The sequence below is a fragment of the Rathayibacter sp. VKM Ac-2805 genome (assembly GCF_009834265.1).
Classification (GTDB): Bacteria; Actinomycetota; Actinomycetes; order Actinomycetales; family Microbacteriaceae; genus Rathayibacter.
Genome location: NZ_CP047185.1, coordinates 2,082,246 through 2,100,128, shown reverse-complemented (window position 1 = coordinate 2,100,128; position 17,883 = coordinate 2,082,246). Strand labels below are relative to the sequence as shown.

Sequence of the window (17,883 nt, the reverse complement as noted above, 5' to 3'; positions counted from 1 at the left end):
ATGTTCACAGCACATTTCACGAAGGGCCGTGTCGCGCTCAGCGCACTCGCGGTCGGTGCCGTCGTGGCACTGGCAGGGTGTTCCTCGAGCGATCCGCTCGATGAGGGATCGGGTGCGACTGCGGGCAGCGAGACCATCGTGGTCGGCTCGCAGGACTACTACTCGAACGAGATCCTCGCCGAGATCTACGCGCAGGCGCTGGAGAACGACGGCTTCACCGTCGACCGCCAGCTGCGCATCGGCCAGCGCGAGATCTACCTGCCCGAGATCGAGAGCGGATCCATCGACGTCTTCCCGGAGTACGACGGCAGCCTCCTGCAGGCGCTCGAGCCCGACGCGACGGCCACCACCGCCGACGACGTGTACTCCGCGCTCGGCGACGCGCTGCCCGACGGCCTCCGCGCCCTCGACGCCGCTGAGGCCAGCGACCAGAACTCGTACACCGTCACCCAGGCCTTCGCCGACAAGTGGGACCTGACCGACATCGCGTCGCTCAAGAACGTCACCGACCCGATCGTGGTCGGCGGCAACTCCGAGCTGCAGACGCGCCCCTACGGGCCCGACACCCTGCAGTCGAAGTACGGCATCACGACCACCTTCCAGGCGATCGAGGACAGCGGCGGATCGACCACCGTCGACGCGCTCACCAGCGACCAGATCCAGCTGGCGAACGTCTACACGGCCGACCCGAACATCCAGAAGAACGACCTCGTCGCTCTCGAGGACCCGGACGGACTGTTCGTGGCCGACAACGTCGTGCCGATCGTCTCGAGCAAGATCACGGACGACGCGGCCGAGGTGCTGAACGCGGTCAGCGCGAAGCTCACGGCGGACGACCTCGTCGCCCTCAACTCCGAGAGCGTCAACGAGCAGAAGTCCGCGTCCGCGATCGCGGGCGAGTGGCTGAAGTCGGCGGGTCTCGTCGACTGATCCTCCCCGGATCCACGCCCGGAGGCGCGTCACTCGTCGAGGTGACGCGCCTCCGCTCTGTTCAGGAGCTTCTTCCCGAGGAGCACGAGCAGGGCGAAGACGACGATGACGCCCACGAAGACGTAGCCGGCGCCGTGCAGGCTCTCCGAGAGCTCCCGGTAGCTGCCCGCCGCGGCCGCGCCGACGCCGACGTAGGCGGACGACCAGAGCACGCACGCCGGGATCGTCCAGGCCATGAAGGTCCGGTAGCGCATCCCGCTCATCCCCACCGTCAGCGGGATCAGCGAGTGCAGCACCGGCAGGAATCGCGAGAGGAACACGGCGAACCCGCCGCGCCGCGCGAGGTAGCGCTCGGCCTTCAGCCAGTTCTTCTCGCCGAGCCGGCGTCCCAGGCGCGACGCGCGGATCCGCGGCCCGAACCAGCGGCCGAGGTAGAAGCCGACGGACTCGCCGCAGAGGGCGCCGATGACGACCGTGACGGCCAGCGCCGCGAACTGCAGCGGGCTGGTCACGCCGGTCGCGCTGACGATCACGATCGTGTCGCCGGGGACGACGAGGCCCGCCAGGATCGTGGTCTCGAAGAAGATCGCGAGTCCGGCGAGGAGCGTCCGCCAGACCGGGGGGACGCTGACGACGAAGTCCAGGATCCCGGTGAGGGTGTCGTTCACCGGGCGCCCCCGCCCGCCGCGGACTCGATCAAGGGCTGGGGCCGACGGCGGCTCCGGATGCTCGGCATGGCTCGATCGTAGGGGCGCACGGCTGGGCGGCGGCAGGGCTGCGCCCGGGAGGCCGGTGGACGCCGAGCGGTCAGGGGACGGCGACGAGCGCGGAGGCCGCCGGGCCGGTGCCGTTCGCCGTGACCGCCTGCACCGAGAGGGTGTAGCTGCGGCCCGGGACCAGCTTCGTGAAGGTCTGCGAGCGCTTGGTCGCGGCGACCACGGCGCTCCAGGCTCCGGCTCCGCTCGTGTCGGACCCGTCGCGCGACACCCGGTAGCCGGTGACCGCCGAGCCGCCGGTCCCCGCGGGGGGCGACCACGCGAGCGTCGCCGTGCCGTCCGAGCCCGCCGTGGCGGTGACCGCGGTCGGCGCGCCGGGGAGCCCGGCGGCGACGAGGGTCGCCGTCAGCGTGGTGCTGCTCCCGGGAGTGACGACGCTGTGCGAGGCGGCGCCGCCGTCCGACCAGGATGAGAACCGGTAGGCCGTGCCCGACGCGTCGGTCTGGTCCGGGACCTCCAGCTGGAGGGCCGAGCCCGCCCACGAGACGACGGTCGTGCCTCCGGCGACCTCGGTGCCGTTGACGACGACCGTCCGGCCGGCGGGAGCGGTGGCCAGGGTGACGGAGACCTTCTGCGGGGAGAACGTCCGCGTCGCCGTCGTCGACACTCCGCTCGAGTCCGTCGCCGTGACGCTGATCAGGAGGTCGCTGTCCGCGGCGGCGGCGAGGTCCTCCGGGCCGGGGGCGACGAAGGAGAGGTCGTTCCCCGTCAGCGGCCCGAGGAAGGGATGCGTGTGCTGAGCGTGGCGGCGCTGGACGGTCCAGGTGAGCGCCGAGGCGGGCAGGACGCCGTCCTCGGCGTCGGTCGCCGTGGCGCGGAGGCCGTAGCTCCGGCCCGTCACGAACACCCCTCCGTCGGCGGGTGCGGTGATGCTCACCGTCGGGGCACTGTCGCCCGAGGTGATCCTCGTCGTCGCGGGTGCGGAGACGGCTCCCTTCGGATCGCGGACGCGGAGGGACGCGGTCCAGCTGCCGGCGGCGTAGCTGTGGGTGAAGGTCGGGCCGGTCGTGATGCGGTCGGGGGTGCCGTCGCCGAACGACCACAGGTAGGTCAGGGCACCGCCCTCCGGGTCGCTGCTGCCCGAGCCGTTCAGCCGCGCGGCGAGAGGAGCCGCGCCGGAGGAGGGGGCGGCGGTGAGGGCCGCGGTCGGGGCGCGGTTCGCCGCGGCGGTGTAGGCGAGGCGCCGGACCTCGCCGCCGTTCGCGTAGCTGGTGTAGAAGAGGTCCTGGGTCCCGCGCGAGGGGCCGAAGGCCATGGCGACGGCACTGCTGCCGCCGAGGCCGGTCACGAGATCGCCTGCCGCGCCGGTGCGGCCGAGGGTCCGGATCTTCCCGCACACGTAGTCGCCGAAGAGGTACGCGCCGTCGTAGGCGGCCGGCCAGACGCCGCGGGGGACGTAGGCGCCGCCCGTGATCGAGGCGCAGCCGCTGCTGTGCGCGTAGTCGTGGACCGGGTCGGTGAGCCCGGCGGGCGCCGCGGCTCCGCAGTTCGAGGCCGAGCCGGTCTTCGCGCAGTGGCCCTCACGGGTGTTCCAGCCGTAGTCGGCGCCGGCGACGCCCTGGTCGATCTCCTCCCAGGCGTCCTGGCCCACGTCGTTGATGCGGAAGACGGTGCCGGTCGCGTTCGGGTCGAAGGCCATCCGGAACGGATTGCGCAGGCCGCTCGCGAAGGTCTCGCGGCAGCGCAGGCCCTCGGCGGCCGGGGCGAGCCGGCAGGAGGCGGTCCCGGTGCCCAGGTAGGGGTTGCCGGCCGGGACGCCGCCGGTGAGGGTGATCCGGAGGATCTTGCCGTTCAGGATGTTCGGGTCGCGGGCGGCGTCGTTCCGGCCGCCGCAGCCGCTGCCGCCCGGCGAGCCGACCCCGCCGCGGTAGTCGCAGCCGCCGTCGCCGACGCTGACGTAGAGCAGGCCGTCCTTGCCGATGGCGAGGTCGCCGCCGTTGTGGTTGCTCGCGGGGGAGTAGATGCCGTCGAGGAGGACGCGCTCGGAGGCCGGGTCGATGCGGTCGTCGGTGCCGAGCTGGAACGAGGAGACGCGGTTGCGCGGGGCTCCCGCGGGGTTCACCGTGCCGCCGGCGTTGGTCGGGCAGGAGGAGTCGGAGCCCTTCGCCGTGTAGTAGACGACGACGGTGCGCGAGCCCGGTGCCGGGTCGACCGCGAGGCCGAGCACGCCGCGCTCGCCGTTGGCGCAGACCTTCGAGCGCAGGTCGAGGGCCGGGGTGGCGATAAGGCTGCCTCCGCGGATCACCCGGATCGCTCCGGTCTGCGAGGAGACGAGGGTGCGCCCGTCGGTCGTGAAGGCGAGGGCGGTCGGCGCGGGGACGGCCGCCACCCGGGAGTCGGTGAAGCCGACGGGCACGACGGGAGCGGCGGACGCCGGACCCGCGGGCCCGGCGACGAGCGCGGCGGCCGTGATCGCCAGGACGGTGAGCAGGGCGAGACCGCGGGGGCGGATCCTCGAGCGGGGCATCGGTGACTCCGAGACGGTCGGCGCTGCTGAGCGAGCGGCGGTCTGCGGCGGTGCAGAGGGCGCTGTCGGCGATGACGCGGGGCCAGGATAGGCGCGCGCGGCGGAGGGGCCGTGTCCCCCTTCAGGGTCAACACTGGGGGCTCCGGGCGCGGTGTCCCCGGGCCGCTCACGTCGAGCGGGGCTGCAGTGCGTCGGCCCGCCGGTTCACTCCAGAGCGGGCAGGACCACCGCGCGGACCGCCTCCGAGAACCGGGCGTAGCCGGCCTCGTCGAAGTGCAGGCCGTCGTCGACGAAGAGGGAGGGGTCGACAGAGCCGTCGGAGGTGACGAGCGCGTCGGCGGTGGGGACGAAGGTGACGCGGTCGTCCGTCTCGGCGTAGGCGCTGACCGCGGTGTTGGCGGCGCGGACCTCGGCGCCGACGGAGGCGCGGGCGGGCGTCTCCGCGATCTCGACGTAGAACAGCTCGGCGTCGGGGGCGACCTCCTCCACGCGCTGGAGGTACTCGACGACGGCGCCGGCGGTCTGGGCGCCGGTGCGCGAACCCTCCTCGCCGCTGATGTCGTTCGCTCCCACGTACACGATCACGGCGCGGGGATCGAAGGGGGCGACCATGCGGTCCAGCCACGCGAGGTGATCGGCGACGGTCGTGCCGCCGATCCCGATGTTGTAGGTCTCGAGCGGACGCAGGTCCTCCTTGGAGGTCGTCCAGCGGCCGATCGTGGAGCTGCCCGTGAGGACGATGCTGTGCTGCGGGAACCCGGCGGCGAAGCGCTTCTCGAGACCGGCGACGCGCTCGGCCATGTCGACGGAGGAGGTCGGGCCGGGGTCGGGGGAGCTCGCGGCCGGAGCGCCCGCGCCTCCGCTCCGCGAGGCGAGCGAGAGGGCGATGCCCGCGCCGGCGAGGACCAGCGCGAGCACCAGCAGCGCGACCAGGAGGCGGAGGCGGATGCGGCGGGGGCCGGGGGCGGAGCCGGAGGGCGTCGCTCGAGTCATGGCTCGATCCTCCGGCATCGGCGGGGGCGCGTCGTCCACGAGGAGGCCGTCCGAGGACCCGCGCACCCGGTGGCCGTCTCTCCGTCACCGGATCGCCGTGATCGGATCCGCGCAGAACATCACAGAGGATGCACAGCCGTGCGACACTTGCACATCGCCATCGTCATCGTCGCCGCCGGCCGACTTCCGATGGACGATCACGACGAGGACTCATGGCACGCGCACGCATCACCTGGGTGGACACGGCGAAGGGCATCGCGATCATCCTGGTCGCCCTGGCCCACTCCGTGCAGTGGACCACGACGGCCGGGATCGCCCCCGACTCGTGGAACGAGATCAACCTCCTCCTCATCACCTTCCGGATGCCGCTGTTCTTCCTCGCCTCGGGGCTGTTCGCCGGCTCCGTGCTCACCCGGTCGTGGCCGGAGCTCTGGCGTTCGCGGCTGAGCCTGCTGGTCTGGGCCTTCCTGCTCTGGTCCGTGGTGCGGTTCCTCTTCTTCCTGGTGGTGCCCAACCCGGGCGGCACCGACGAGTCCGACCCGCTCGCGCTGCTCCTCCAGCCGGTGATGCCGCACAACGGGCTCTGGTTCCTCTACGCGCTCACGATCTTCTTCGTGGCCGCCAAGCTCGCGCAGGGCCGGATCGACTGGCGGGTGCAGATCGGCATCGCGACCGCGATCGCCGTGGTCTGGTACGCCGTCCGCTCCAGCACCTCCGAGGGCACCGGGAACATCGCCTGGGACGGCATGGCCCGCTACCTGATGTTCTTCCTGCTCGGCCTCTACCTGCGGAACGCGGTGATCGCGTTCGTGGAGCGCCGCGGGATCCTCAGCGGAGTCGGCTTCGGCGTGCTGTTCCTCGTGCTCGCCGGCGTGATCCTCGCCGTCCGCGCCCGTTTCCCGCTGCTGACGATCGGGCTGGTCCTGGTGAGCGTGCTGGCGGTCCTCGCCGGGCTCGTGGTCGCCCGCTTCCTCTCGACCAGGCGCGGCGCGGGCTGGATCACCTTCATCGGCCGCAACACGCTCCCGGTGTACGTGGTGCACGTCCTCTTCGTCTCGCTCGCCACGAGCGCCCTGCTGCTCTTCGACGGAGAGCGCTGGCTCGACGTCATCGGGCCGGTCGTGCCGCTCCTGGTCTGCGGGATCGGCGTCGCGGCCGCACTGGGCTACTGGCGCCTCACCCGCGACCTGCCCGTGCTGAAGTACGGCTTCCAGGCGCCCGCCTGGTTCTCCGGCTCCCGCTCTCGCGTCGACGCCGGCTGACCGCGGGGCGCCCGCCGACGGCGCCTCGGCATCGGCCCCGGGAGTCTCTTCACCGGGCGAGTCCGTCGATGCGTCGCGCGGTGAACGGATTCCCAGAGCCGATCTCGCGGACGTGCGCCTGGGAATCCGCTGAAGGCCCGTGAGAGGAAGTCTCAGCGCTCCGTCGCCCGCCTGATCGCTCGGCGTCGAGAGGCCGGCGGCGGCGCGTCCGACGGAGGCGAGCCCCGCTCGGCAGTCGCCGCGCGGTGGACTCCCTCGACGTCGAGAGGGACTGTCTCGACGTCGAGCGACCGGTCGGCGGGAGCGCTCGGAGGGGCGTCCGGGGCCACCCCGGAAAGGGTGCCGCCAGGAGCTCGCGGAAGGCCGCACATCCGCCCCAGTACTGGGATCGAAGGCCGTCGGACCCCTTCCGCCGACCTACTCTCGGAGCTGTGAACGAACTCCTGGACCCGCTCCTGCTGTCGAGATGGCAGTTCGGTCTGACGACGATCTACCACTTCCTGTTCGTGCCGCTCACGATCGGCATGGCGCTCACCGTCGCGATCTTCCAGACCTGCTGGGTGCGCACCGGGAAGGTGCACTACCTGCAGCTGACGAAGTTCTTCGGGAAGCTCTTCCTGATCAACTTCGCGATGGGCGTCGTGACCGGGATCGTCCAGGAGTTCCAGTTCGGGATGAACTGGAGCGACTACTCCCGCTTCGTCGGCGACGTCTTCGGGGCGCCGCTCGCGTTCGAGGGCCTGCTCGCCTTCTTCCTCGAGGCGACCTTCATCGGCCTCTGGATCTTCGGCTGGGACAAGCTGCCCGAGAAGCTGCACCTGGCCACCATCTGGCTGACCACGCTGGGGACCACCCTCTCGGCCTACTTCATCATCGCCGCGAACGCGTTCATGCAGAACCCGGTCGGCTTCCGCATCAACGAGACCAAGGGCCGCGCGGAGCTCACGGACATCTGGGCGCTCCTGACCAACAAGGTCGCGCTCGCCGCGTTCCCGCACACGATCTTCGCCTGCTTCATGGTCTCGGCGGCCGTGATCGTCAGCGTCGCGGCGTACCACCTCTCGCGGAACCAGCACCTCGAGACCATGCGCCCCGCGCTGAGGTTCGGCGCCTGGATGATGCTCATAAGCGGTGGTCTGACCCTGTTCACCGGCGACTCGCTCGGCCTGGCGATGGTCGACACGCAGCCGATGAAGATGGCGGCCGCGGAGGCGCTCTACAAGACGTCCACGGGCGTCGACGCCTCCTTCTCGGTCTTCACCTGGGGCACTCCGGACGGCTCGAGCGAGCTGTTCTCGATCCGCATCCCCTACCTGCTCTCCTTCCTCTCGACGCACACCTTCACCGGCACGGTCGAGGGCATCAACGACCTCCAGGCGCAGTACACCCGGGTCTACGGGCCCGGCGACTACACGCCGATCATCTGGGTCACCTACTGGTCGTTCCGCTGGATGATGGCGCTCGGCGTCCTCGCCATCGGCGTGGCCGCGGCGGGCCTGTGGTTCACCCGCAAGGGCCGCGAGCCGAAGCAGTGGATGTGGAAGATCGCGATCTGGGCCGCCCCGCTGCCGCTGATGGCGATGATCGTGGGCTGGGTCTTCACCGAGATGGGCCGCCAGCCGTGGCTCGTGTTCGGACTGCTGAAGACCGCCGACGGAGTCTCGCCCGGAGTGAGCGGCCTCGAGGTCCTGATCTCGCTGCTCGCCTTCACCGCGATCTACGGCACGCTCGCCGTGGTCGAGTTCCGCCTGATCAAGCGGGCCGCGCAGGCCGGCCCCGACGACGCTCCCGAGGTCGACGAGGAGAGCGGTCGCCCGCAGCTCGTCGGCACCGTCTACTAGGAGGCACCCCCCCATGGATCTCGCCGTTCTCTGGTTCTGGATCGTCGCGTTCTTCTTCATCGGCTACTTCGTCCTCGATGGGTTCGACTTCGGCGTCGGCATGTCGCTCCCGTTCCTCGGGCGCGACGACACCGACCGCCGCGTGCTGATCAACACGATCGGCCCGGTGTGGGACCTCAACGAGACGTGGGTGATCGTCGCCGGAGCCGCCCTGTTCGCCGCCTTCCCGGAGTGGTACGCCACGCTCTTCAGCGGGTTCTACCTGCCGCTGCTGCTCATCCTGCTCGCGCTGATCGCCCGCGGCGTCTCGTTCGAGTACCGGCACCAGCGCCCGGAGGCGCAGTGGAAGCGGCGCTTCGACGCGATGATCGTCGTCGGCTCCGCGGTGCCCGCCTTCCTCTGGGGAGTGGCCTTCGCCAACATCGTGCGGGGCGTCCCGATGGACGCCGACCACAACTACACCGGCACCGCCCTGGACCTGTTGAACCCCTACGCGCTCCTGGGCGGAGCGACGACCCTCCTGCTCTTCTTCACGCACGGAGTCGTCTTCGTCGCCCTGAAGACCGAGGGGGAGATCCGCGAGCGGGCGCGCCGCCTGGCGACCCGCGCGGGGCTGCTCGCTGTGGTCGTCGCCGCGGTCTTCCTGGCCTGGACCAACCTCGGCCAGGGGAGCACCGCCTCCTGGGCGCTCTCTGCGGGGGCGGCCGCCACCCTCGTCGGCGGCTGGCTCGCCATCACGCGGGGCCGGGAGGGACGCGCCTTCGCGCTGCTGGCCGGCACCATCGCGCTCGCCGTGCTCGCCCTCTTCGCGACGCTGTTCCCCGCGGTGATGCCCGCCTCGAACGTCCCCGCCTACGGGCTGACGATCGAGAACGCCTCCAGCTCGCCCTATACGCTGACGGTCATGAGCTGGACCGCCCTGGTGTTCGTGCCGCTCATCATCGGCTACCAGGCCTGGACCTACTGGATCTTCCGCAAGCGCATCAGCCGCGCGCACATCCCGGTCGACGCCCACTGACGTGAAGCCCCTCGATCCGCGCCTGCTCCGCCACGCCCGGGCGGCCCGCGTGTTCCTCCTGCTCGGCGGGGTGCTCGCGCTGGCGAGGACCCTGGCGATCGTCGCCTTCGCGTGGCTCGTGGCGCAGCTGGTGGCCGGTGCGGTCGACGGGAGGACCGCCGACGATCTCGCGCCGCTGCTGGCCGCCCTGCTCGCGGTCGTCGCGGCGCGGGCGGCTCTCGCCTGGGCGACCGAGGTGAACGCGGTGCGCGGAGGAGCAGGAGCGAAGGCGCAGCTGCGGCAGGCGGTCCTCGCCGCACTGGTCGAGCTCGGCCCGGCGGGCCGCTCCGAGGGGGGCTCGGGCGGGGTCGTCGCGCTGCTGGGCGGCGGACTGGACTCCCTCGACGGCTACTTCGCCCGCTACCTCCCGCAGCTGATCGCCACCGCGGTGGCGACGCCGCTCCTGACACTCGTGGTCTTCCTCGCCGATCCGCTCAGCGCGGTGTTCCTGGTGGTGACCCTGCCGCTCATCCCGGTGTTCATGGTGCTGATCGGCTGGGCGACCCAGGCCGTGCAGGCGCGGCAGTGGGAGCGGCTGCAGGCGCTCGCGTCCGGCTTCGTCGACACCGTCGGCGGCCTCGCAACACTCAAGATCTTCGGGCGGGCCGAGCGGCAGGCGACGCGGATCCGCGCGCTGACCGAGGACTACCGCGTGCACACGATGAAGGTGCTGCGGGTGACCTTCGTCAGCGGCTTCGTGCTGGAGCTCGCCGGCTCGCTCTCGGTCGCACTGGTCGCCGTCTCGATCGGGCTGCGGCTCGTCGACGGCTCACTGGGGCTGGCCGTCGGGCTGTTCGTCCTGGTGCTGGCGCCGGACGTGTTCCTGCCGGTGCGCCAGGTCGGTGCCGAGTTCCATGCGGCGGCCGACGGGGTGCAGGCTGCGGACCGCGCCTTCGCCGTCCTCGAGCGCGCGGCGGCGCTGCCCCCTCGCGGGACGGCTCCGGCGGCGACGGGGGCGCTCGAGCTGCGGGGTCTCGCGGTCGACGACGGACGCGGGCGGGCGCTCGCTCCTGTCGACGCGGTGCTCCCCGTCGGGTCGATCACCGTGGTGACCGGGCCCAGCGGATCCGGGAAGTCGACGCTGCTCGCCGCGCTCGCGGGCTTCGTGCCCTTCTCGGGCACGCTGCTGCTCGGCGGGTCGCCGGTCGCGGATCTGCGGTCGACGCTCGCCTGGGCGGGCCAGCGGCCCGACCTGCTCCCGGGGAGCGTCGCGTCCACGGTCGGGCTCGGAGCGCTCTCGCCGGACCCCGAGCGCGTGCGGCGGGCCCTGGCGATCGCCGCGGCCGACGTGGACCCCGAGCGCCGGCTCGACGCCGAGGGGACGGGCCTCTCGGGCGGGCAGAGCGCCCGCGTCGCCGTCGCCCGCGCCGTGCACCGCCTGCTCGAGCGCGAGTGCGCCGTGCTGGCCCTGGACGAGCCGACCGCCGCCCTCGACGAGGAGTCGGAGCGGGCCCTGCTCGCCGGGCTCCGGACGCTGGCCGAGAGCGGGACGATCGTCGTCGTCGCCAGCCACCGGCCCGCGACCGTCGCGGCGGCCGACACCGTGATCGCCCTGGCGCCCGCGGGGGTGGTCGCGAGGTGAACCGCTCCGACGTCCTCCGTGCCGCGATGCCCGGGCCGCGCCGCTTCCTGCCGGGCCTGTCCTTCGGGCTGCTCTCCTCCGCCTCCGTCGTGGCCCTGCTGGCCTGCTCGGCCTGGCTGATCGTCCGCGCGGCCGAGCAGCCCCCGATCCTGTTCCTCTCGATGGCCGTCGTGGGCGTGCGGGCGTTCGCGCTGGCGCGGGCCTTCTTCCGCTACCTCGAGCGGCTGACCGGCCACGACGCCGCCTTCCGCGCGCTGGCGGAGCTCCGGGCGGGCGTGTACGAGCGCCTGGTGCCGGTCGCGCCGGACGGGCTGGGCCGCGTGCGCCGCGGCGATCTGGTCTCCCGGGTGGTGTCGGACGTCGACGCCCAGCAGGACGTGCCGCTGCGCGTCGTGCAGCCGCTGGCCGTCGCGGCGGTGGTCGCGACGGTCTCCGTGGTCGGCGTCTGGCTGCTGCTGCCGGCGATGGGCGCCGTGCTGCTGGCGCTGCTCGTCCTCGCCTTCGCGGGCGGGGCGCTGGGCGCCGGCCGGCTCTCCGCGCAGGCGGACCGCGAGCTGGCGCCGCTGCGAGGGGAGCTCGCCGAGCGCCTGAACCTGCTGGTCACCCGCCTCGACGTGCTGATCGCCTTCGACGCGGCCGGAGAAGCTCTGGCGGACGTGGCACGCGCGGAGGAGTCGCTGGCCCGGGCGGCGCGACGACGGGCGGCCTCCGCCGGACTGGCCGCGGCCGTCCTCGCCCTCTGCTCGGGCGGTGCGGTCTGGGCGGGCCTCGCGCTCGGGATCCCGGTGATCGGCGACCTCGGCGGTCCGGCGCTGGGAGTCGTCGCGCTCGTGCCGCTCGCGGTCTTCGAGGTCGCCGCGGCCGCGCCGCTCGCCGTGCAGGCGGCGCGCGCTGCGCTCTCGAGTGCGCAGCGCCTGGCCGATCTGGACGCGGAGGCGGCGTCTCCGGCGCTCGCGACCGATGCGGACGTGGACCCGCACGCTCGGGCTCCCCGGGGCGCCGGCATCGTCCTGCGCGACCTGTCGGTGAGCTGGCCCGGTGCGGACTCGGCCGCGCTGAGCGGCGTCTCGCTCGACCTGCCGGAGGGCGCCCGAGTGCTCGTCACCGGCGGCAGCGGCTCCGGGAAGACCACGCTCGCGCACGCTCTGGTGCGCTTCCTCGACCACTCCGGCAGCTACCTCCTGGGCGGAGTCGAGGCGCGCACGCTCCCGCAGGCGGAGGTGCGCAAGCAGGTCGGGCTCGTGGAGCAGCAGCCGTACCTCTTCGACGACACGATCCGGCAGAACCTCCTCTTCGCGCGGCCCGAGGCCGACGACGCCGTGCTGGAGGCGGTGCTGGAGCGGGTCGGGCTCGGGCCCTGGGCCGCTGCACGCGGCGGGCTCGACGCGCGGGTGGGGGAGCGGGGCTCGCTCGTCTCGGGCGGCCAGGCGCAGCGGATCGCGCTCGCTCGCGCACTCCTGGCCGACTTCCGCGTGCTGGTGCTGGACGAGCCGACGGCGTCGGTGGACGCTCCCGTGGCCGACGCGCTGCTCGGGGATCTGCTCCACGCCGCCGAGGGGCGGACGGTGGTCCTGATCGCGCACCGCGTCGATCCCGGCCTGGTGTTCGACACGCGGATCCGGGTGGCGGACGGCACGGCGGCCGTGGAGCACCTGGCCGCCTGAGGGACGCCCGGCTCCGCGAGGGCGGTCGGCACGCCCGACCGGCCGGTCAGTCGTGCTCCGACCGGGCCGAGGCCCGCGCCAGGGAGGCCGCGCGCGCCAGGCGCCCGCCCTCCGCCTCCCAGCGGTCGAGGACCGCGTCCGCCCGGGTCCGCGCCGCACCGCGCAGCTCGGCCAGCAGTGGAGCGACGACGTCGCGGGCCAGCGGGTCGCTCAGCTCGTCCACGCGCGAGTCGCGGACGAAGCCCTCGAGCCGGGTGAGGTCGGAGCCGCGCAGCCACTCGGCGCGGGACTGCAGCAGCACCACGGCCGCCAGGCGCGGCTCGAACACCGCCGACTCCCAGAGCTCGGAGGAGAGGGCGGTCACGTCGTCGTGCTCGAGCGAGCGGAACTTCCTCAGCGCGTCGCGGACGGTGCCGCGGACCGCCCCGACCGAGGCTCCCGTCGAGTCCAGCCCTGCGCCCAGGCGCTCGCGCACGTCGTGCGCGCGCCAGACGTCGCCCTCGTACTCGAGGGCCGAGCGGATGAAGTCGCCGGGGTCGCTCACCCCTCCATCATGCGTCTCGCGTCAGCCTCGGCTCGCCCAGACGGCCCGGCCGAGGCCGTCGTACTCGACGAGGTTGCCGTCGTTCTGCAGCACGAGGCGGTAGGGCGCGACGACGCCGCTCGAGCCGATGCCGAAGAAGGTCTTCGGGAACTGCAGCCACAGGTTCCGGGAGTCGGCCACGGTCAGCCAGCCCTCGGAGTTCATCGAGAAGTCGGCACCGGAGGCGGAGGAGGTGTTCGTGGCCCAGTCCGCACCGTTCGGCCCGTAGACGACGAAGTTGCCGTCGCGCTGCATCTCGGCCCGCCACTGCCCGCTCGCCGAGGTCAGCCGCGTGCCCGCGACGACGAGGCCGCTCGGGGAGAGCGAGTCGCGCACGACGAGCGCAGCACTGCTCCAGAGGACGCCGGAGTCGTCCGCGATCCGGAGATCGCCCTCGCGGAGGACCATCGTGGCGCCCGGCTCGCCGGACGTGTCCGAGGCCCAGACGGGCACGCCGTCCGCGGTGTAGACCACGGCGTTCCCGTCGTCCTGCATCCGGAGGACGTTGCCCCGGCCGCGGGTGCCGCTCGCCCAGAGAGCCCCGCCCTGCCCGTAGACGACGAGGTTGCCGTCCGCCTGCATCACCGCCGTGGTGCCTCCCGGGGTGGCGAGCCGGTTCCCCGCGTAGAGGGTGCTGCCGCGGCGGAGGGTGTCGGTGCGCGGCTCGTCGATCCGGCCGCCGATGCTGCTGGCCCACGCGGCCGAGCCGCTGCGGCGGTAGATGACGAGATTGCCGTCGTCCTGCATCCGCAGCTCGCCGCCGGGGTCGGCCACTGTGCCGCTCGCCCAGACCGGGCGCCCGTCCGCGGCGTACACGACGAGGTTGCCGTCGTCCTGCATCCGCAGGCTGTCGCCGCGCCCCTGCGTGCCCGTGGCCCAGGTTGGACGGCCGCCGGCGGCGTAGACCACGGCGTTGCCGTCGGTCTGCATCACGAGGGAGGAGGCGCCGTCGGGGGACACCAGGCGCTCGCCGCGCGCGAGCTGCTCGCCGGCCCGGAGGACCGCGGCGGAGGCGACGGCGGAGGACGCCGAGGGCGGGGCCTCGACCGCGGCGGCGGGCAGCGAGCCCAGCAGGAGCGCGCTCGTGGCGGCGAGCGCCGCGAGGGAGGCGGTCAGGGAGCGGCCGGAGGGGAGGTGCGTCATCGCAGGGGTCCTGTCGGGGAGGGCGGCGGGGTCGGGGGAATCGTCCCACGGCGGGGGAGACGACGACGCCCCCCGGTCCGGGGACCAGGGGGCGTCGTGGCGGAGGGGCGTCAGCCGCGGCTGGCCCAGACCGCGCGGCGGCTGTCGTACTCGACGAGGTTGCCGTCGTCCTGCATGACGAGCTTGTAGGGGCCGACCGACGCGGCGGGCGGGACGACCGACCATCCGCTCGTCGTCTCGGTGCCCACGGCGATCTGCCCGCTGGTGTCGATGGCGAAGAAGCCGCCTGCGCGGGTGGTCTTCGACGCCCAGATCGGGCCGTTCTTGCCGTAGACGACGAAGTTGCCGTCCGCCTGCATCACCGCTCGGTAGACGCCGTTCGCGGAGCGGAGGAAGCTGCCCGCCTCGAGCGAGTTCGCCGCGTAGAGGGTGGTCGAGGGGAAGGCGGCCTGGCTGGTCCAGATCACGTCGTCGGACGGGTTCACGATGATCAGCGAGCCGGCGTTGTTGATGCCCAGGCGGAGGTCCTTGCCGCGCGTGCCCGAGAACCACTTGACGGAGCCGTCGGAGCCGTAGATGACGGCGTTGCCGTCCTTCTGCATGGTGATGCGGTTGCCGGAGCCGCCGGTGCCGGTGCCCCAGACGGCGCCCTGGGGGCCGTAGCCGACGAAGTTGCCGTCGTTCTGCATGACGGCGCTGAAGCGGCCGTCGGCGGAGGTGAGCTGGTGGACGGGGCGGAGGGTCTGCTCCGTGAACAGCGTGTCGGTCACCGGCTCGGCGATGACGCGGCGGACGCTGCTCGCCCAGGCGGGCGAGCCGTTCTCGCGGTAGACGACGAGGTTGCCGTCGGGCTGCATGATCACCGAGGCTCCCGCCTCGTTGATCGTGTTCGTGCTCCACACGGGGCCGCCCTTGGCGGAGTAGACGACCATGTTGCCGTCGGTCTGCATGACCAGGTGGTCGCCGCGGCCCTGGGTGTTCGTGGCGAAGGTGGGGCGGCCCTGCGGGTCGTAGACCACTGCGTTGCCGTCGGTCTGCATCCGGAACGAGTAGCCGTTCGTGCCCGAGACGATCCGCTGTCCGGCGGCCAGCTCCTCGCCGCCGACGAGGGCGTTGTAGTAGCTGACGGCCGCGCGGGCGGTCTGCTGGGCGGCCTCGGGCGACTCGCTCGCGGGAGCGAGGCCGGTCGGCGCCTCCTCGGAGGAGGACAGGGGCTTCTGCGGGTTCTCCGCGGCGAGGGCCGGGGTCGCGCCGAAGAGCAGGGCGCCGGTCGCGACGAGCGCGATCAGCCCGGAGGCGAGGGGGCGGGGGGAGGGGGAACGCGTCATCGCAGGACTTTCTCGAGTGGCCGGCGGGGGCCGGGAGAGGGGGTACTCGATGCTCGCACGGCCGACGCCCGAGTGCGACCGGAACGGGGGCCCTCCGTCTGGGGGACGCGCGGGAGCTGAGGTCCTCCGCGGGTCAGAGCGCCGGGAGGGGCCGCCTGAGAGCGTCCAGCCGCTTCCGCCAGGCGTCCAGGCGACCCGGCTCCGCGGCGAGCGCCGGTCCGTCCACCCAGGCGGTCACCAGCCGGAGACCGTGCAGGGCGTTGGCCGTCCAGACCTCACGGCCCTCCAGCGACTCCGGCTCGGCCGGGGCCTCGATCACGTCCACGCCGAGCGCGCCGGCGAGCACCGAGACCGTGCGAGCCGTCACGCTGCGCACGCGGGTGCTCGTCGCCGGAGGGACGACCAGTGCGTCGCCCAGCCACCACAGGATCGCGCTGCTCGCGCCGTCGATGACGGCGCCGTCGGCGTCGAGCAGCACGGCCTCGTCCGCTCCCGCGGCGTGAGCGCGCGTGCGGAGGAGGGCCAGACGTGCGATGTCCGGCCCCTTCCAGGACGGCGTCCGGCGCGGATCCACCGGGCTCGTCCACAGCACCACGGAGCGGGTCGTCGGCGGGGCGGGTCGCAGCCGGAGCCGCAGGGCGCCTCCCGAGAGCTCGACGCGGGGGAAGGAGCGGCCCTCGCGGGGCAGGGCGGCGATCGCGGCGTCGAGGAACGGCTCGACGTCCGGGTGCCCGCCCGCCGAGGCGACGGAGGCGGCGAACCGCTCGCGGTGCAGGTCGAGTCCGCGGACCCGGCCCTCGTCCACCAGCCAGGAGTCGGCCGCGTCCAGGGAGGTGCCGGGCGGCTCGGGAACGCTCGTCAGGGCCCGCCCGTCCCACTCCCGAACCTGCTCGCCGTCCACGACCGCCTACGCTAGCCCAGTGGTCTCGGAGGATCGGCACGTCCGCTCGGTCGAGCTGCCCTGGGTCGATCCGGAGCTCGCGCACCACGCCCTGTTCGCCACGGCCGAGGCGTCGTTCTGGCTCGACTCGGGCCTCGGAGCGACGAGCGGCCGCTCCTACCTCGGCGCGTGCGCCCGCGAGGACGTGCTCCTCGTCGAGGCCGGCGGCGACGTGGCGGCGGCGCTCGCCGCGGTCGACGACGAGGCCCCCGCGGGCGACCGCGCGCTCGGCCGCTACGGCTGGATCTCCTACGAGGCGGGAGCCGCCTCCGTCTCCCTGTCCTCGGCGCCGACCGGCCCCGCGGATCCGCCCGCCCTCGCCCTTCTCCGGGGTGACCCCGTGCTCGAGTTCGACCACGGCACCCGGACCGTCCGCCTGGTTGCCACGGGAGACGTGCAGGAGCTCACCGCGCGCCTGCTCGAGCTCGTCGGCGCGCCCGCACCCGCGGACCCCGCGGATCCCGAGCCCGCCGGCGACCCGGTCCGCCGCCACTCCGCCGCCGAGTACACGGCGCTGATCGGCCGCTGCCAGGAGGCCATCCGCGCGGGGGACGCCTACCAGCTCTGCCTCACCGACGAGATCGTCGTCGAGGGCCGGTTCGATCCGGTCGAGGCGTACCGTCGCCTCCGCCGCTCCAGCCCGAGCCATCACGGCGGGCTGATCCGCCTCGGCCCGCTCGCGCTGGTCAGCGCCTCGCCCGAGCGGTTCCTCACCGGCGGGGCCGACGGACGCGTCGCCACGCATCCCATCAAGGGCACGCGCCCCCGGGGCCGGGACGCCGACGAGGACCGCGCGCTCCGGGACGAGCTCGTGTCGAGCGTGAAGGAGCGGGCCGAGAACGTGATGATCGTGGACCTCGTCCGCAACGACCTCGCCCGGATCGCCGCCCCCGGCTCCGTCGTCGTCGACCGCCTGCTCGAGGTGGAGAGCTACCCGCACGTCCACCAGCTGGTCAGCGAGGTCTCGGCCCGCCGCGCGCCGGGCGTCGGGATCGCCGAGCTGATCGCGGCCCTCTTCCCGGCCGGCTCGATGACGGGAGCGCCCAAGCGCCGGGCGGTGGAGCTGCTGCGGGAGTGGGAGGGCGGTCCCCGCGGCGTCTACTCCGGCGCCTTCGGCCGCCTGGGCTCGGACGGCTCGCTGGACCTCGCGATGACCATCCGCACCCTCGTGCTCGACGGCGAGCGCGCCCGCCTGGGGACCGGCGGCGGCATCACCGCGCTCTCGGTGCCGGAGGAGGAGGTCGAGGAGACGCGGTTGAAGGCGCGGGCGCTCCTCGCGGTGCTGGGCGCCGCCGAGGAGTGAGCGGGCGCCGCGTT

Annotated in this window: 14 protein-coding genes; 7 read left to right on the top strand and 7 right to left on the bottom strand. The window is 73.4% G+C overall.

The window, feature by feature from the left end; all coding sequences use genetic code 11:
* The gene (locus GSU40_RS09810; RefSeq protein ID WP_104223111.1) at positions 1-930 is read left to right on the top strand and encodes an ABC transporter substrate-binding protein; all 930 of its coding nucleotides are present in this window, start codon (positions 1-3) and stop codon (positions 928-930) included.
* Between the two features lie 29 nt (positions 931-959).
* Here GSU40_RS09810 and GSU40_RS09805 read toward each other — a convergent pair whose 3' ends face one another.
* From GSU40_RS09805 to GSU40_RS09795, 3 genes are all read right to left on the bottom strand, one after another.
* On the bottom strand, positions 960-1,598 hold the full coding sequence (locus GSU40_RS09805; protein WP_104223112.1) for a DedA family protein: 639 nt from the start codon (positions 1,596-1,598) through the stop codon (positions 960-962).
* A 139-nt stretch (positions 1,599-1,737) separates the two neighbouring features.
* Positions 1,738-4,173: a PQQ-dependent sugar dehydrogenase gene (locus GSU40_RS09800; protein WP_160034790.1), complete on the bottom strand. Its 2,436-nt coding sequence runs from the start codon at positions 4,171-4,173 to the stop codon at positions 1,738-1,740.
* A 204-nt stretch (positions 4,174-4,377) separates the two neighbouring features.
* Positions 4,378-5,166, bottom strand: coding sequence for a GDSL-type esterase/lipase family protein (locus GSU40_RS09795; protein ID WP_146083679.1), 789 nt, complete (start codon positions 5,164-5,166; stop codon positions 4,378-4,380).
* A 212-nt stretch (positions 5,167-5,378) separates the two neighbouring features.
* Between GSU40_RS09795 and GSU40_RS09790 the strand changes: the two genes are divergently transcribed.
* The 5 genes from GSU40_RS09790 to cydC all read left to right on the top strand — a co-directional run bounded on the left by GSU40_RS09790 (position 5,379) and on the right by cydC (position 12,572).
* Entirely contained in the window at positions 5,379-6,428 is a 1,050-nt protein-coding gene (locus GSU40_RS09790; RefSeq protein WP_160034788.1) for an acyltransferase family protein, read from the top strand.
* Between the two features lie 431 nt (positions 6,429-6,859).
* Positions 6,860-8,269: a cytochrome ubiquinol oxidase subunit I gene (locus GSU40_RS09785; protein ID WP_160034786.1), complete on the top strand. Its 1,410-nt coding sequence runs from the start codon at positions 6,860-6,862 to the stop codon at positions 8,267-8,269.
* Positions 8,270-8,282: 13 nt separating this feature from the next.
* A complete protein-coding gene (cydB, locus tag GSU40_RS09780; protein WP_160034784.1) occupies positions 8,283-9,287 on the top strand; it encodes a cytochrome d ubiquinol oxidase subunit II in 1,005 nt (334 codons plus the stop codon).
* A 1-nt stretch (position 9,288) separates the two neighbouring features.
* Positions 9,289-10,908 (top strand): thiol reductant ABC exporter subunit CydD, encoded by a 1,620-nt coding sequence (gene cydD, locus GSU40_RS09775; RefSeq protein ID WP_160034782.1) that lies wholly within the window; start codon positions 9,289-9,291, stop codon positions 10,906-10,908.
* On the top strand, positions 10,905-12,572 hold the full coding sequence (gene cydC / locus GSU40_RS09770) for a thiol reductant ABC exporter subunit CydC (RefSeq protein ID WP_160034780.1): 1,668 nt from the start codon (positions 10,905-10,907) through the stop codon (positions 12,570-12,572). The genes cydD and cydC overlap by 4 nt, the downstream gene beginning before the upstream one ends.
* Before the next feature lie 46 nt (positions 12,573-12,618).
* Here the strand turns inward: cydC and GSU40_RS09765 are convergent, their stop codons facing one another.
* From GSU40_RS09765 to GSU40_RS09750, 4 genes are all read right to left on the bottom strand, one after another.
* Positions 12,619-13,116, bottom strand: a complete 498-nt coding sequence (locus tag GSU40_RS09765; protein WP_160034778.1) for a DNA alkylation repair protein — start codon at positions 13,114-13,116, stop codon at positions 12,619-12,621.
* A gap of 21 nt (positions 13,117-13,137) precedes the next feature.
* Positions 13,138-14,298 carry a hypothetical protein gene (locus tag GSU40_RS09760; RefSeq protein WP_160034776.1) on the bottom strand — a complete coding sequence of 387 codons (1,161 nt, stop codon included), beginning with the start codon at positions 14,296-14,298 and terminating at the stop codon, positions 13,138-13,140.
* A 110-nt stretch (positions 14,299-14,408) separates the two neighbouring features.
* On the bottom strand, positions 14,409-15,626 hold the full coding sequence (locus GSU40_RS09755) for a hypothetical protein (protein ID WP_160034774.1): 1,218 nt from the start codon (positions 15,624-15,626) through the stop codon (positions 14,409-14,411).
* 133 nt (positions 15,627-15,759) lie between these two features.
* Entirely contained in the window at positions 15,760-16,527 is a 768-nt protein-coding gene (locus GSU40_RS09750) for an aminotransferase class IV (RefSeq protein ID WP_244229441.1), read from the bottom strand.
* A gap of 19 nt (positions 16,528-16,546) precedes the next feature.
* Here GSU40_RS09750 and pabB point away from each other — a divergent pair, with 19 nt between their 5' ends.
* A complete protein-coding gene (gene pabB, locus GSU40_RS09745) occupies positions 16,547-17,869 on the top strand; it encodes an aminodeoxychorismate synthase component I (protein ID WP_160034771.1) in 1,323 nt (440 codons plus the stop codon).
* The last annotated feature ends 14 nt before the right edge of the window (positions 17,870-17,883 follow it).

Excerpts from the sequence above, each read along its gene's own strand:
- GSU40_RS09810 (WP_104223111.1), top strand. The coding sequence starts at position 1 with ATGTTCACAGCACATTTCACGAAGGGCCGTGTCGCGCTCAGCGCACTC.
- GSU40_RS09800 (WP_160034790.1), bottom strand. The coding sequence starts at position 4,173 with ATGCCCCGCTCGAGGATCCGCCCCCGCGGTCTCGCCCTGCTCACCGTC.
- GSU40_RS09795 (WP_146083679.1), bottom strand. The coding sequence starts at position 5,166 with ATGACTCGAGCGACGCCCTCCGGCTCCGCCCCCGGCCCCCGCCGCATC.
- GSU40_RS09790 (WP_160034788.1), top strand. The coding sequence starts at position 5,379 with ATGGCACGCGCACGCATCACCTGGGTGGACACGGCGAAGGGCATCGCG.
- cydB (WP_160034784.1), top strand. The coding sequence starts at position 8,283 with ATGGATCTCGCCGTTCTCTGGTTCTGGATCGTCGCGTTCTTCTTCATC.
- GSU40_RS09760 (WP_160034776.1), bottom strand. The coding sequence starts at position 14,298 with ATGACGCACCTCCCCTCCGGCCGCTCCCTGACCGCCTCCCTCGCGGCG.
- GSU40_RS09755 (WP_160034774.1), bottom strand. The coding sequence starts at position 15,626 with ATGACGCGTTCCCCCTCCCCCCGCCCCCTCGCCTCCGGGCTGATCGCG.